Raw genomic sequence first — 14,074 nt, 5'->3', positions numbered from 1 at the left:
GCGTCTTCGGGCAGCGCCGAATGACGTGGGCAGGCGCGGGCCGCGCGAGCACCATGGCTCCATCCGTCGTCGGAGGGAGCGAGTCATGGTGGTCGGCCGCAGGTTCTCGTCGAGCGTTCGTGCACTCGCGTCGGCGGCGCTCGCCCTGGGCGTGGCGGGTGCCACGGTGACGCCGGCCGCCGCCGTCGGGCAGCCCGGCGGGGCGGACGGCGCCGCGGGGTACCGGCCCGTACCCGTCGTCTACGACTCCGACCTGGACTTCGACGACGCCGCGACCCTGCTCTACCTGTGCCAGGCCGACAAGCAGGGGCTGATCGACCTGCGCGCCGTCACCGTGGTGAACAACGGCGTCGGCACGCCGGGCCGGTCGCTCACCCACGCGCGCACCATCCTGGCCGGCTGCGGCCTGGCCGACGTGCCGGTCGCGGACGGTTCCCCGGACTGGGTCAACGAGCCGCCGCCCGAGGCGCGCGTGCTGTTCGAGCAGGTGCTGTCGGGCGCGCTCGGCGACGCGGACACGCCGGACGTACCCGGTCCGACGTCGGCGGCCGAGCTGATCTCCCGGACCGTCAAGACCTCACGGACCCCGGTGACCGTGCTGGCCACGGGGCCGCTGAGCAACGTGTCCGCCGCGCTAGACCGGATGAGCCCCCGCACGCTCCGCGACCGGCTGGGCCGCGTCGTGGTCATGGGCGGGGCGTTCGACGTGGGCGGTAACCTGTTCGGCTCCACGACCGGCGGGTTCGACAACACCCAGGAGGTGAACATGTGGATCGACCCGGTCGCGGCCGACCACGTGCTCGCCACCGTGCCCCGGGCCCGCGTGAGCGTGGTGGGGCTGGACGCGACCAACCACGCACCGATCACGCCGGCCTTCGTGGACCTCCTGGGGGCGCAGGGCACGAGCTACGAGGCCCGCACGGTGCACGCCATCGTGACCCAGCCGGGCATGCCCGAGCTGATCGGGCAGGGGGTCATGTTCTGGTGGGACGCCCTGGCGGCCGTGTCGCTCGTGACCGGGCAGGGCGTGGACTACCGGGTGCGCCCGGTCGACGTGGTGCTGGACGGTCCGTCGTCGGGCCGCACGGTGAGCGTTCCCGGCGGGACGCCCCAGCGGGTGGGCACGACGGCGGACGGCGCGCTCTTCGAGGAGCTGTTCCTCGACGGGCTCGAGGGCCCTCAGACGGCGAGGTTGGCCAGGTAGATCGCGACCACGTGGCACGCGAACCCGAGCACGGTGCACACGTGGAAGATCTCGTGGAAGCCGAACCAGGCCGGGTTGGGGTCGGGCTTCTTGGTGCCGTAGACGATGGCGCCGGCCGTGTAGAAGACACCGCCCGCTGCGATGAGCCAGACGACGGCGGGGCCACCGGTGGCCCAGAACTGGCCCATGTAGGCGACCGCGACCCAGCCGAGGGCGAGGTAGACCGGCACGTAGACCCAGCGGGGCGCGTTCAGCCAGAAGATCCGGGCGAGCAGCCCGAGCAGCGCGCCGCTCCACACGAGCGCGAGCAGGATCGTGCCCTGGTCGCGGGGCAGCAGCATCACCGCGAGCGGCGTGTAGGTACCGGCGATGATCAGGAAGATGTTGGTGTGGTCGAGGCGGCGCAGCACCGCCTCGGTCCGGGGGGACCAGTTGCCGCGGTGGTAGACCGCGGAGACGCCGAAGAGCAGGCAGGCGCTGAGGGCGAACACGGACGCCGAGACCTTGCCGGGCACGGTCGGGGCCAGGGCGATCAGCACGATGCCGGCCGCGAGGGCGAGCGGGAAGGTGCCGGCGTGGATCCAGCCGCGCAGGCGGGGCTTGACCTTCTTCTCGACCTTCTCGACGGTCGAGGACACCGAGGTGGAGATGTCCTGCAGCGTCTCCGAGACCTTGTGGGTGACCTCGTCCAGGCGGCTGGCCGGACGGTCGGGCCCGTCTGCTCCTGCGACCACGTGCACTCCTCACCGTCGGCGACCGGTGCCCCTCCGGGTGCCGGGGCACAACCTACGGTCGCGTAACTTACTCTAGCGTAGGTTAGGGCTCGGGCTGCCTGACAGGGGCCTTGTGAAGATCCTGCGCCGGGTTGGCGGGAGTCGCCCGCCCGGAGCCCCGGAACGCCGCTGGGCGGCGGGAACGTGCGTGTTCGAGGGGTACCTTTGTCCACGTCCTGCCGGGTGCAGAGCCCAGCGTCAGAGCTGCCGTCCGGACCGCGCACAGCGGGCCGACGGCCCCGAATCCCTGAGGTATCCGTGCGCCTGCCCAGCCCGCTGTACCGCCTCTACGAGCGACGCCTCGCGTTCGCCCTGCACGGCGCCACACTGCCCCGGCACATCGGCGTCATGCTCGACGGCAACCGCCGCTGGGCGAAGTCGTTCGGCGAGACGGCGGCCACCGGGCACCGCCGCGGCGCCGACAAGATCACCGAGTTCCTGGGCTGGGCCGACTCCCTCGGCATCGAGGTCGTCACGCTGTGGATGCTCTCCACGGACAACCTGAGCCGGTCGGCCGACGAGCTGAGCAACCTGCTGGACATCATCGAGGACGCCGTGACGGACCTCGCCGAGTCGGGCCGGTGGCGCCTGCGCGTCATCGGGCGGCTCGACCTGCTCCCCGCGCGGCTGGCCGCCGCCCTGCGGGCCGCCGCCGACCGCACCGCCGGCGTCAAGGGCCTGCAGGTCAACGTGGCCATCGGGTACGGCGGCCGCACCGAGATCGCCGACGCCGTGCGCTCCTACCTCACGGAGCGCGCCAAGGACGGCGCCACGCTCGCGGACCTCGCGGAGTCGATCGACGTCGAGCACATCGCGGAGCACCTGTACACGAAGGGGCAGCCCGACCCGGAGCTGGTCATCCGGACCTCCGGCGAGCAGCGCATCGGCGGCTTCCTGATGTGGCAGAGCCAGCACACGGAGTTCTACTTCTGCGAGGCCTACTGGCCCGCGTTCCGGCGTGTCGACTTCTTGCGCGCGCTGCGCGACTTCTCTCTGCGGGAGCGCCGCCTCGGGCGCTGAGCCCCGCTCCTCACGAACGGCCCGGAACCGCTGGCGAGCCATGAATTCGCATGGTGAAATTCGCCACCACGCGCCCAGGTAGGTGACTGAAAGTTCAGTCAGGTAGCGTGCCGAAGATGACAAGGTGGGCACGCTGATGACCGAGCGACGGGTGCCCTCGGCGCGGGAGGCCGCCGAGGCGTGGGAGTCGTTGTTTCGCGCTCAGGTGACGGTGATGCGCCGGCTGCTGGCGGACGACATCTGGGGCGACCTGAGCATGCGCGAGTACGACGTGCTGTTCACGCTGGCGCTCGCCCCCGGCGAGACGCTCCGGCTGCGGGAGCTCAACGAGAACATCCTGATGGCGCAGTCCTCGTTGTCGCGCATGGTGGAGCGGCTCGAGAAGCGCGGCCTGGTGCGCCGCCACCCGTCGCCCGACGACGGCCGGGGCGTGCTGGTCAGCCTCACGCCGGAGGGCACGGCGACGCAGAAGGAGCTCGGCCGCCGGCACGTCCGCTCCATCGCCCACTACGTGGGTCCCGCACTGGACGCCGAGGACCTGGACCACCTGCGTCAGCTCGCGGACGCGCTGCGCGGGGCGCAGGCGGACATCGACGACTTCTGAGGCTCCCCCTGCTTCTGAGCGGCCCCGAGCGGGCCGCTGATCAGGCCGAACGCGCCTGACCTCGCAGCGCCTCCACCACGATGCGTACCGCCGCCCGGTCCATCGTGGTGCGGCGCGCCACGAGGTGGATGTCGCGCCGGGGCGGGTCCACGAGGTCCAGGGTGCGCACGGCGTAGCGGTCGTGCACCGCGAGCAGCGGCAGCAGCGTGATCGACAGGCCGGCCTCGACGTGGCTCAGCAGCGTGCCGTGGCTCTCGAACCGGGCCACCGCCCTGGGCGTGAACCCGGCCCGCCGGCAGAGGCGTTCGGCCAGGTCGGCCAGGTGCGCGCCGGGGTGCTCGAACGCCCAGGGCTCGCCCGCGAGGCTGGTCAGGTCCACCCGGCCCGAGCGCTCGCCGACCGCCGTGTCCCGCGCCGTCACGAGCACCACCCGGTCACCCGTCAGGGGGAGGCGCGCCAGGTCGGCGTCGGGCGGCACCGGGGCGTCGGGGAAGTCCGCGCAGATGGCCACGTCCACCTCGCCGCGCTGGAGCGCACCCCGGCTGACCTGCGGTTCCGCCTCCGTGAGCTGCACCTGGATCCGCGGGTGCTGCTCGGTGAGGGCCGCGACGGCCGGGACCACGATCCCGTGGAACGCGCTCGTGAACGCCGACAGCCGCACCACCCCGGTGGGCTCCGAGTGCAGGTCCGCGATGTCGGCCTCGGCGGCCGCGATGCGGTCCAGGATCTGGGCGGCGTGACCCGCGAGGGCGACCCCGGCGGGCGTGAGCCGGATGCGCCGTCCGACCCGCTCGAAGAGCTGCGCCTTCACCTCCGTCTCCAGCGTGGAGAGCTGCTGCGAGACGCTGGAGGGGCTCAGGTGGGTCGCGTCGGCGACGGCGCGCACCGTGCCGAGCAGGTGCAGCTGGTGCAGGAGGCGCAGGCGCCAGGGGTTGAGCATGGGCACATCCTTGTGCAGGTTCGCCGAACATTCTATTCAGAAACGTGGTCTGGACCCGCACACCGGACGGTGCTTACCGTCGAACCATGAACATAGGCGTTCCTACCGAGATCAAGAACAACGAGCACCGGGTCGCGCTCACGCCCGCCGGTGCGCACGAGCTGGTCCGTCGCGGCCACGACGTGCTGGTGCAGGCGGGCGCCGGGCGGGGTTCTGGCTTCGAGGACGACGCCTACCGGCTCGCCGGCGCGCGCACGATCGACACGGCCGACGAGGTCTGGGCCGCGGCCGACCTCCTCGTCAAGGTCAAGGAGCCCATCGAGCCCGAGTACACGCTCGTGCGGCCGGACCAGACGCTCTTCACCTACCTGCACCTCGCGGCGTCCGCGCCCTGCACCGAGGCGCTCCTCGCGGCGGGCACCACCGCCATCGCCTACGAGACGGTCCAGCTCGCCGACCGCTCGCTCCCGCTGCTCAGCCCGATGAGCGAGGTCGCCGGACGCCTGTCCGCGCAGGTCGGGGCCTACCACCTGATGCGGCCGCAGGGCGGCACGGGAGTGCTCATGGGCGGGGTGCCCGGCACGCCGCGGGCCCGGGTCGTGGTGATCGGCGGCGGCGTGGCCGGCGAGCACGCGGCCGCGAACGCGCTCGGCATGGGTGCCGACGTGACCGTGCTCGACGTCTCCCTGCCAGCCCTGCGCCGCATCGAGGCGCGGTTCGGCGGCGCGGTGGGCACCCGCGTCTCGACGACGTACGAGGTGGCCGACCAGGTCGCGTCCGCCGACCTCGTCATCGGGTCGGTGCTGATCCCCGGCGCCGCCGCGCCCAAGCTCGTCACCGACGCCATGGTCAAGACGATGAAGCACGGCGCCGTGCTCGTCGACATCGCCATCGACCAGGGCGGCTGCTTCGAGCACTCGCGCCCCACGACCCACGACGCCCCGACCTTCGCCGTGCACGACACCCTCTACTACTGCGTGGCGAACATGCCCGGCGCGGTCCCCGCGACGTCGACCCGCGCGCTGACCAACGCGACCCTGCCCTACGTGGTGGCCCTCGCGGACCACGGCTGGCGCGAGGCGCTGCGGGCCGACGAGGCCCTGGCTCGCGGCCTGAGCACGCACGCGGGGCACATCACCAACGCCGGGGTGGCCGAGGCGTTCGGGACCGAGTCGGTCCCGGTGGCCGAGATCCTGGCGGCCTGAGCGCCGCGACGGCCTACGATCGGCGCGTGGAGCCGCTGCACATCGTCGTCTGCCCAGACTCGTTCAAGGGCAGCCTGTCCGCGTCCGAGGTCGCGTCCGCGATCGCCGAGGGAGTCTCGGACGCCGCCCCCGGGGCCGTCGTCACACGCCTGCCCATGGCCGACGGCGGCGAGGGCACCCTCGACGCGCTGCTCGCCGTCTGGGGCGGCGCCGCGCACGTGACCGAGACCGTCGACGCGATCGGGCGGCCGGCGTCGGCCCGCTGGGCGATGTCGCCCGACGGGCGCACCGCCGTCGTCGAGCTCGCCGAGGCCAGCGGCCTGCCCGGCGTCTCCGACGTGCCCCTGCAGCCGCTGCACGCGAGCACCCGCGGCACCGGCGACCTCGCCCGCGCAGCGCTCGACGCGGGCGTCACCGAGCTCCTCGTCTGCCTGGGTGGATCCGCATCGACCGACGGCGGCGCCGGGATCCTGACCGGCCTCGGCGCCCGCCTGCTCGACGCCGACGGCAACCAGGTGCCCGACGGCGGCGAGGGGCTCGCCTCCGTCGCGTCCCTCGACCTGACCGGGCTGCACCCGCGGGCGCGCGAGGTGCGCTGGCGGCTCGCCGTCGACGTGACCAACCCCCTGGTCGGCGAGCACGGCGCCGCGCAGGTGTTCGGCCCGCAGAAGGGCGCGCGCGACGGCGAGGCCGAGTTCCTCGACGGCGCCCTGCGGCACTGGGCCGACCTGCTGGAACGGGAGACCGGTGTGGCCGTCGCCGAGGTCCCCGGCGCGGGTGCCGCCGGCGGCGTGCCCGCCGGGCTGATCGCGGTGCTGGGCGCCGAGACCACCCCTGGCGCCGTCCTGGTCGCCGACGCCGTGGGCCTGCCTGCGGCGCTCGAGGACGCCGACCTGGTGATCACGGGGGAGGGGTCGTTCGACTCCCAGTCCGTGAACGGCAAGGTGGCCGACGGCGTCGCGCGGCTGGCCGCGGCGTCGCCCACACGGCCGCCCGTCGTCGTGCTGGCGGGTCAGGTGCTGCTGCCCGAGGCACAGGCGCGGGCAGCGGGCATCGCCGCCGCGTTCTCGATCGCGCCCGGGCCGGTCGAGCTGGACGACCTGATCTCCCGCACCGCGTCCCGGCTGCGCGACCTGGCCGCCGCGGTGACGAGCCTGGTGGGGGCGAGCCGCGGGTAGGTGCTGGGCTGGGCTGGGCGCTGGCGTCGGCAGTTTGCCCCGCGGACTCGGCAGTTGGCATCGAGATCGGCTCAGGCCTGAGCCGATCTCGATGCCAACTGCCGAACGCTCGGGCTGGCTGCCCGCCTCGCCGTAACCGTCAGGCCAGGTCGGACGCCGCGGCCGGGGCCGGCACGCGGGTCGTTGACCGGCGCGTCCGCAGCCAGATCACCGCCGCCGCGGACGCCAGCACCTGGAACCCGCCCGTGACCACGAGCACCGGTCCTGCCCCGAACGCGCCGATCAGCGCGCCGCCGGCCAGCAGCCCGAGCGAGGCGCCGCCCGCGTGCAGCACGGTCTCCGCGGTGAACGCCGTCCGCCGGGCCGCGCCCGTGGTCCGCTCCACGATCAGCGTGTTGAGCGCCGCGATGCCGAACGGCATGGCCAGGCCGCCCACGGCCGAGACGACGCCGACGGCGAGCAGCTCGGGCGCGGCCACCGGCAGCGCCAGGTACGCGAGCCCGAACACCACCCACGAGGCCACGATCGCCGGGATCCGCGGAACCCGGTGCACCACCAGCGGCACCACGAACGAGACGCCGACGGTCGCGACGCCGTACCCCGCCATGCCCGCGGCGATCAGCTCGCCCGGGCGGTCCAGCTCGACGCCGAGCAGGGCCAGGCCCAGCGCGAACGCGAACCACGTGACGCCGCCGACGCCCGCCAGCGCCAGGCCGACGGCCAGCTCCGGCTCGCCGCGCAGCACGCAACGCAGGGCGGGAGCCTGCTCCTCGCCACCCTCCCGCTGGTCGCCCGGCGATCGCCGCTCGAGCTTGTCGAGACCTGGTGCGGTCTCGGCAAGCTCGACCCGCGAGGCATCCGCCTCGACCCGCGACACATCCGCCTCGACCGCCGCGCGGGCCGCAGGCACCGTGAGCATCGCCGCTGCGGCCAGCCCGACCCCGGCCGCCTCCCACCACAGCAGCGGCTCCGCGCCCCAGGCCACCAGCAGCCACGCTCCGAGCGCGGGCGCGAAGATCATCGAGGCGCGGTGCGCGAGGTCCTGCCAGGCCAGCGCCTTCGCGCCGACGCCGGGCCCGTTGCCGGGCAGTTCGGCCAGGTCCGCGGTCAGCGCCCGCTGCGCCGGCGAGAGCAGGGCCGACGTCGCCCCCGTGACCAGGCCCGTCGCGCACAGCACCACAGCGCCGACGCCGATCGTCGCCGCCGCGACCGGGACGAGCGCGAGCCCGAGGACCTGGACCGCGAGCACCGCGGCCAGCGCGCGCCCCGAGACCAGGCGCCCACGCAGCCGTCGGCCCCACCACCCGGAGGTGAGCAGCGGGAGGCCGGCGAACCCGCCGACGAGCCCGGTGGTCCAGGCGTCGCCCGTCTGGTCGAGCGCGACCAGCGGCAGCGCGACGGCGGTGATGCGCTGGCCGGTCCAGGTGACGAAGGTCGTCGCGGTCAGCGTGACGAGGTGAGGATTGCGCACGCCGCCATCCTGCGGCCGCCCCGCTGCCCACCGGTAGACGGCCGGTTCGCATGAGCAGGCATAGGCTCACGCTATGAGCCCATATCCCACGGTCGAGGACCTCCGGCTGGTCGAGGCCGTCGCGCGGCACGGTTCGCTCGGCGCCGCCGCCCGCGAGCTGCTGGTCAGCCAGCCGTCGGCCAGCCAGCGGCTGGCCGCGCTGGAGCGGCGCGTGGGCACCAGCCTCTTCGACCGCGACACCACGGGCGCGCGGCCGACGGCGGCCGGCCGCGAGTTCTGCGACCAGGCCGCGCACGTGCTGGACCACCTGGGGTCGATCGTCGAGCGCACGCTGTCGGCGGCGCAGTCGCGCACGGTTTCCGTCGGGGCGTTCCCGAGCCTCGCGGGCACCCTGTTCGCGGCGCTCGACGTGCTGCTCGACGACGTCGTGGTGCAGCCAGAGGTGGACCACGGACCCAAGCTGCTGGAGCGGGTGGAGCGGGGTGCGCTGGACGCCGCGTTCACGGGCATCGCCCGGCAGGTCCCGATCCCGCGCGGCCTCGTGGTCACGGAGGTCGGGCGGCACGACCTGGTCACGCTCCTGCCCGCGGGCGCCCCCGCACCCGGCACCGGGCGGCGCCCCTACACGGGGCAGACCGTCGTCTACTGCCCGCTCGACCTCAGCGCCGACGCGCTGCACCGGCGGCTCACCGAGCTCGGCGCGCAGGCGCGCCCCGGCGCCACGGCGGAGGCCGCCGTCCGGACCGCGCGGGAGCGGCGCTGCGCCGTCGTCATCCCCGACATGGTGGCGCGCTGGTACGCCGCGCCCGGCGACCGCACCGTGCCCGCGCCGGCCCGCGGGCGCATCACGCTCTCGATGGTGACCCGCAGCCCGGCGCCGCAGATCCTGCTGGACACCCTGCCGGGCCTGCGCGAGCGCCTGCGGGAGGGCAACACCCACGCCCGCCTCTGACGTGTCAGACGTACAGATCACTCCCGGGACCTGTACGTCTGACACCGGAGAGGTTCTGACAGGGCGTCGGTTCGATGTCACGTCCCGTTCGGCCCTCTCCGGTCGGTCCCCTCCGCCCGACGGTGGAAGGATGTGCGCATGCCCGCGAATTCCCCCCGGCCTGCGGCGCACGACGCCGCGCCGTACGACGCCCTCCTGCTCTACTCCTTCGGTGGCCCGAACAAGCCCGAGGACGTGGTGCCGTTCCTGCGCAACGTCACCGCGGGCAAGGGCATCCCGGACGAGCGGCTCGAAGAGGTGGGCGAGCACTACTACGGGTTCGGCGGCAAGAGCCCCATCAACGAGCAGAACCTCGCGCTGAAGGCGGCGCTCGAGGCCGAGCTCGCCGCCCGCGGCCTGGACCTCCCGGTCGTGTGGGGCAACCGCAACTGGGCGCCGTACACCACCGACGCCGTCGACGAGCTGGAGGAGCTGGGGGCCAAGCGCGCCGTCGCGCTCGTGACCAGCGCGTACTCCTCGTACTCCGGCTGCCGCCAGTACCGCGAGGACCTCGCGATCACGCTGGACAAGCGCGGGCAGCTCGGCCCCGACGGGTCGACGGGCGTGCAGTTCGACAAGGTGCGCTCGTACTTCAACCACCCGGGCTTCGCGCAGGCGAACGTCGACGCCGTCGTCGAGGCGTACGCCGAGCTCGAGGCGAACGGCGGCTCCGGTGCGGCCGCGAAGCTCGTCTTCGTCACGCACTCGATCCCGGACACCATGGAGGCGGCGTCGCGCATCTCGCACGCGACCTACTCCGAGCAGCACCTGGACCTCGCGCGGGTCGTGGCGGCGCAGGCGGCCGAGCGGCTCGGGCACGAGGTGCCCTGGGACCTGGCGTACTGCTCGCGCTCCGGCCCGCCCAGCCAGCCGTGGCTGGAGCCGGACGTCAACGACCACCTGGAGGCCCTCGCGGGCGAGGGCGTCCGCGACGTGGTGCTGTCGCCGATCGGCTTCATCTCCGACCACATGGAGGTCGCCTACGACCTCGACACCGAGGCGCTGGCCACGGCCAAGGACCTCGGCATCACCGCCGTGCGAGCCGGTACCGTCGGCACGCGGGAGCCGTTCGTCCGCGGGCTCGTCGACCTGCTCCTGGAGCGGGCGGCCCTGGCCCGCGACGAGCCGGTGACCGAGGCGACCGTGGGGTCGCTCCCGGCCCTGCGTTCCGTCTGTGCACCTGGTTGCTGCCTGCGGCGGGACGGCGAGCCGAGCGGCATCCCGGCGCTGTGCAGCACGGACCTGAGCTCCTGAGGTCCGCGGCCCGCCCGCACCCCTGACTGAGAGGCAGACATGAACGACACGCACGTGCACGGGGACACCGGTGCCGAGATCGACACCGCCGCGATCAACGAGGGCATCCGCTACACGATGTTCTCGGTCTTCTCCGTGACCGAGACGCTCCCGGCCGACGCCGACGAGCGCAAGGCCGTCGTGGCCGAGGCCGAGTCAGCCGTCGGCGGCGGCGCCGACCCGGCCGCGACCGAGGGCGACCTCGTCGTCCGCGGCTGGTACGACGTGGGCGGCCTGCGCTCCGACGCCGACCTCATGCTCTGGACCCACGGCCCGTCGATCGAGGCCGTGCAGGGCGCCTACCAGCGGCTGCGCGCGTCCGAGCTGGGCCGCTCCCTGGAGCCCGTGTGGTCGGTCGCCGCGCTGCACCGCCCGGCCGAGTTCAACCGCGGCCATGTGCCCGCGTTCCTCGCCGGCGAGGCGCCGCGCGACTACCTGTCGGTCTACCCGTTCGTGCGGTCCTACGACTGGTACCTGCTGCCCGACGAGGAGCGCCGCACCATGCTGCGCGATCACGGGATGGCGGCCGCGCCCTACAAGGACGTCCGGGCCAACACCGTCTCGGCGTTCGCGCTCGGCGACTACGAGTGGATCCTCGCGTTCGAGGCCGACGAGCTGCACCGCATCGTCGACCTGATGCGCGACCTGCGCGCCACGGAGGCCCGCCGGCACGTGCGCGACGAGATCCCGTTCTTCACGGGCCCGCGCACGACCCTGGCCGACTGGGCGGACCGCCAGCCCCTGAGCTGACGGCTCGGCGAGCCGCCCGGATTCGCCCCGGTCACAGGTGCCAGACCAACGGCTGGCTCCCGTCGGCTCCCCGCGAGTAGGACATCACCCTTGAGGCCTAAGTTTCTTCGCTTTGAACCGGCCCAAAGCGAAGAAACTTAGGCCTCGAAGTTGATCAGCACTCAGGGGTCCGGTTGGCGGGCGGGGCTCCGGCGGGCGGGGTCAGGTGAGCGGTGCGGTTCCCACCAGGGCCGTGGCGCCCAGGTCGTCGTCCGTCAGGACTGTCGGGACCAGACCAGCCGCCTCCAGGTGCCCGACGGCGGCGCCCACCTGGGCCTCGCCCGTCTCGACGAGCAGGTGCCCGCCGGGGCGCAGCAGCGCCGGGGCCAGGTCGATCACGCGGCGCAGGATCGCCAGGCCGTCGTCCCCGCCGTCGAGCGCGGCGTGCGGCTCGTGCTCGCGGGCCTCGGGCGGCATCATGCCGATCGCCTCGGTCGGCACGTACGGCGCGTTCGCGACCAGGACGTCGACGCGGCCCCAGGCCTCGGCGGGCAGGGGAGCGCCGAGGTCGCCGGTGTACGTCTGCGCGCTGAGCCGGCCGGGCGGCTGGGCCCGGTCTGCCCCCGCCGCGCGAGCGGCGAACGCCTCCGCCGCCAGCGCCTCCAGGTTCTCGTGCGCGCAGGTCACGGCCACGGGGTCGACGTCGGCGGCGTGCAGCTCGACGTCGTGCCCCGCCGCCAGCAGCCGTGCCGCGACCGCCCCGCCGAGCGCGCCGCAGCCGCAGCACAGGTCGACGAGCAGGACCGGTCCGGCCTCGGCGCCGGACAGAGCCTCGCTCGCCGCACCAGGCAGAGCACCAGCGGAAGCGCCGGCCCCCACGGCAGCAGCCAGGGACAGCGCCCGCGCCGCCGCCTCCCGGACCAGCAGCTCGGATCGCTGCCGCGGCACGAAGACACCCGGCGCCACGCCCCAGCGCCGACCGTCGAGCTCGGCCCAGCCCACGAGGTGCTCCAGCGGCAGCCCGTCGACGCGCGCCGCGACCAGGGCCTCCAGCCGGGCGTCGTCGGTGACGTCGTCCGACGTGGCGGCCTCGACGAGGATCCGCGCCTCGTCCTCCGCGAACACACAGCCGGCTGCGCGCAGTCGCGCGACGAGTTGCTCCACGCCACAAGCCTAGGCGAGACGTGTCAGACCCCCAGGTCACCGGGGTGACCTGGGGGTCTGACACGTGCGCTGGCGAGGGCCAGGATCAGGGGTACAGGCCCCTGATCTGGTGCGCCTCGGCGACGCGCTTGACGCCGATCACGAGCGCGGCGTCGCGCAGGGACAGCGCCTCGCGCTGGGCGAGGGCGGACACCTCGGCGTACGCCGTGGTCATGCGGTACTCGAGCTTGTCGGCGATCTCCTGCTCGGTCCACCAGTAGGTCTGGTTGGCCTGGACCCACTCGAAGTACGAGACGACGACGCCGCCCGCGTTCGCGAGGACGTCGGGGACCACGGTGATGCCGTTCTTCGCGAGGATCGCGTCGCCGGCTGCCGTCGTCGGGCCGTTGGCGCCCTCGACCACCCAGCGGGCCTTGACCGAACCGGCGGTGAGCTCGTCGAGCACGCCCTCGATCGCGGCCGGGACCAGTACGTCGACGGTGAGCCCGAGCAGCTCGGTGTTGGTGATCGGGTCGGCGTCGTCGAACCCGACGACCGAGCCCGTGCGCCGCACGTGGTCCATGAGCAGGGGGACGTCGAGGCCGACGTCGTTCCGGATGCCGCCGTACTGGTCGCTGACGGCGACGACGCGCGAGCCGCGCGCGGCGAAGATCTCCGCGGCGTGCGAGCCGACCTTCCCGAAGCCCTGGATGGCGACGGACACGTCGCTCAGGCCCACGCCCGCCTCGGCGAGCGCGGCGCCCGTGACGTGCACGATGCCGGCCGACGTCGCCGTGCCGCGGCCCAGCGAGCCGCCGACGGCGAGCGGCTTGCCCGTCACGACGGCGGGGATCGTGTACCCGCGGTTGACCGAGTAGGTGTCCATGACCCACGCCATCGTCTGGGCGTCGGTGCCCATGTCGGGGGCCATGATGTCGGTGTCGGGGCCGATCATCGGCATGATCTCCGACGTGTACCGCCGGGTCACGCGCTCCAGCTCGGCCTGCGAGTAGCCGCGCGGGTCGATGGCGACGCCGCCCTTGGCGCCGCCGTACGGCAGGTTGACCACCGCACACTTCCAGGTCATCCACATCGCCAGCGCCCGCACCTCGTCGACGTCGACGGAGGGGTGGTAGCGCAGGCCACCCTTGCCCGGGCCCAGGCTCACGTTGTGCTGCACGCGGAAGCCGTGGAACAGGACGGTCTCGCCCGTGTCGCGCCGGAGCGGCACCGCCACGTGGATCTCGCGGCGCGGGGTCGCGAGCATGCGGTGCAGGCCCTCGTCGTAGCCGAGGATCTCGGCCGCCGTGGCGAGCTGCGCGTGCGCGGTCGCCAGGGCGGAGCCCTCCGCGGGCGTGTCGGACGGCGCGAAGGTGGGCGGTGGTGTGGTGGTGGACGTCGTTGTCGTCGTCACGTGGGTCCTCCGTGGAGAACGGCGCCTCCCGCTTCGTGGGGGCGGGGGCGCGGGTTGCGCGGCGCGGGGTTTGCGCCTCGGTCTCACCGTATCGCTTCGATGGGCGAAT

At 73.9% G+C, this 14,074-nt stretch carries 13 protein-coding genes; 8 read left to right on the top strand and 5 right to left on the bottom strand.

Going from position 1 to position 14,074, the window contains the following annotated elements; all coding sequences use genetic code 11:
- Positions 1 to 85 precede the first annotated feature (85 nt).
- Positions 86 to 1,204 carry a nucleoside hydrolase gene (locus H291_RS0121055; RefSeq protein WP_020017008.1) on the top strand — a complete coding sequence of 373 codons (1,119 nt, stop codon included), beginning with the start codon at positions 86 to 88 and terminating at the stop codon, positions 1,202 to 1,204.
- Here the strand turns inward: H291_RS0121055 and trhA are convergent.
- Positions 1,180 to 1,938: a PAQR family membrane homeostasis protein TrhA gene (trhA, locus tag H291_RS0121050; protein ID WP_020017007.1), complete on the bottom strand. Its 759-nt coding sequence runs from the start codon at positions 1,936 to 1,938 to the stop codon at positions 1,180 to 1,182. The genes H291_RS0121055 and trhA overlap by 25 nt on opposite strands.
- A gap of 297 nt (positions 1,939 to 2,235) precedes the next feature.
- Between trhA and H291_RS0121045 the strand changes: the two genes are divergently transcribed.
- Positions 2,236 to 2,997, top strand: coding sequence for an isoprenyl transferase (locus H291_RS0121045; protein ID WP_020017006.1), 762 nt, complete (start codon positions 2,236 to 2,238; stop codon positions 2,995 to 2,997).
- A 136-nt stretch (positions 2,998 to 3,133) separates the two neighbouring features.
- A complete protein-coding gene (locus H291_RS0121040) occupies positions 3,134 to 3,601 on the top strand; it encodes a MarR family winged helix-turn-helix transcriptional regulator (RefSeq protein ID WP_026365974.1) in 468 nt (155 codons plus the stop codon).
- A gap of 40 nt (positions 3,602 to 3,641) precedes the next feature.
- On the opposite strand, the gene H291_RS0121035 is transcribed toward H291_RS0121040, so the two are convergent.
- Positions 3,642 to 4,541, bottom strand: coding sequence for a LysR substrate-binding domain-containing protein (locus H291_RS0121035; protein ID WP_020017004.1), 900 nt, complete (start codon positions 4,539 to 4,541; stop codon positions 3,642 to 3,644).
- 86 nt (positions 4,542 to 4,627) lie between these two features.
- Between H291_RS0121035 and ald the strand changes: the two genes are divergently transcribed.
- Positions 4,628 to 5,746, top strand: coding sequence for an alanine dehydrogenase (gene ald / locus H291_RS0121030; RefSeq protein ID WP_020017003.1), 1,119 nt, complete (start codon positions 4,628 to 4,630; stop codon positions 5,744 to 5,746).
- 26 nt (positions 5,747 to 5,772) lie between these two features.
- Positions 5,773 to 6,924, top strand: a complete 1,152-nt coding sequence (locus tag H291_RS0121025; RefSeq protein ID WP_020017002.1) for a glycerate kinase — start codon at positions 5,773 to 5,775, stop codon at positions 6,922 to 6,924.
- 139 nt (positions 6,925 to 7,063) lie between these two features.
- Here H291_RS0121025 and H291_RS0121020 read toward each other — a convergent pair whose 3' ends face one another.
- Positions 7,064 to 8,395 (bottom strand): MFS transporter, encoded by a 1,332-nt coding sequence (locus H291_RS0121020; protein ID WP_020017001.1) that lies wholly within the window; start codon positions 8,393 to 8,395, stop codon positions 7,064 to 7,066.
- 73 nt (positions 8,396 to 8,468) lie between these two features.
- Between H291_RS0121020 and H291_RS0121015 the strand changes: the two genes are divergently transcribed.
- The 3 genes from H291_RS0121015 (at position 8,469) to hemQ (ending at position 11,429) form a co-directional block, all read left to right on the top strand.
- Positions 8,469 to 9,347 carry a LysR family transcriptional regulator gene (locus H291_RS0121015; RefSeq protein ID WP_020017000.1) on the top strand — a complete coding sequence of 293 codons (879 nt, stop codon included), beginning with the start codon at positions 8,469 to 8,471 and terminating at the stop codon, positions 9,345 to 9,347.
- Between the two features lie 138 nt (positions 9,348 to 9,485).
- Positions 9,486 to 10,640 carry a ferrochelatase gene (locus tag H291_RS0121010; protein WP_020016999.1) on the top strand — a complete coding sequence of 385 codons (1,155 nt, stop codon included), beginning with the start codon at positions 9,486 to 9,488 and terminating at the stop codon, positions 10,638 to 10,640.
- A gap of 39 nt (positions 10,641 to 10,679) precedes the next feature.
- Positions 10,680 to 11,429 (top strand): hydrogen peroxide-dependent heme synthase, encoded by a 750-nt coding sequence (gene hemQ, locus H291_RS0121005; RefSeq protein WP_020016998.1) that lies wholly within the window; start codon positions 10,680 to 10,682, stop codon positions 11,427 to 11,429.
- Between the two features lie 201 nt (positions 11,430 to 11,630).
- Here the strand turns inward: hemQ and H291_RS0121000 are convergent, their stop codons facing one another.
- Together H291_RS0121000 and H291_RS0120995 are read right to left on the bottom strand one after the other, a co-directional pair.
- Positions 11,631 to 12,572, bottom strand: a complete 942-nt coding sequence (locus H291_RS0121000) for a methyltransferase (RefSeq protein ID WP_026365973.1) — start codon at positions 12,570 to 12,572, stop codon at positions 11,631 to 11,633.
- 85 nt (positions 12,573 to 12,657) lie between these two features.
- Positions 12,658 to 13,965: a Glu/Leu/Phe/Val family dehydrogenase gene (locus tag H291_RS0120995; RefSeq protein WP_020016996.1), complete on the bottom strand. Its 1,308-nt coding sequence runs from the start codon at positions 13,963 to 13,965 to the stop codon at positions 12,658 to 12,660.
- Between the last annotated feature and the right edge of the window lie 109 nt (positions 13,966 to 14,074).

The sequence above is a fragment of the Promicromonospora sukumoe 327MFSha3.1 genome, from assembly GCF_000385135.1.
Classification (GTDB): domain Bacteria; phylum Actinomycetota; class Actinomycetes; order Actinomycetales; family Cellulomonadaceae; genus Promicromonospora; species Promicromonospora sukumoe_B.
The sequence above is the reverse complement of the archived record's forward strand: the minus strand, read 5'-3'. Positions and strand labels throughout refer to the sequence as shown.

Coding starts and splice junctions, on each gene's coding strand:
- hemQ (WP_020016998.1), top strand. CDS start 10,680: ATGAACGACACGCACGTGCACGGGGACACCGGTGCCGAGATCGACACC.
- H291_RS0121040 (WP_026365974.1), top strand. CDS start 3,134: ATGACCGAGCGACGGGTGCCCTCGGCGCGGGAGGCCGCCGAGGCGTGG.
- H291_RS0121010 (WP_020016999.1), top strand. CDS start 9,486: ATGCCCGCGAATTCCCCCCGGCCTGCGGCGCACGACGCCGCGCCGTAC.
- ald (WP_020017003.1), top strand. CDS start 4,628: ATGAACATAGGCGTTCCTACCGAGATCAAGAACAACGAGCACCGGGTC.
- H291_RS0121015 (WP_020017000.1), top strand. CDS start 8,469: ATGAGCCCATATCCCACGGTCGAGGACCTCCGGCTGGTCGAGGCCGTC.
- H291_RS0121035 (WP_020017004.1), bottom strand. CDS start 4,541: ATGCTCAACCCCTGGCGCCTGCGCCTCCTGCACCAGCTGCACCTGCTC.
- H291_RS0121055 (WP_020017008.1), top strand. CDS start 86: ATGGTGGTCGGCCGCAGGTTCTCGTCGAGCGTTCGTGCACTCGCGTCG.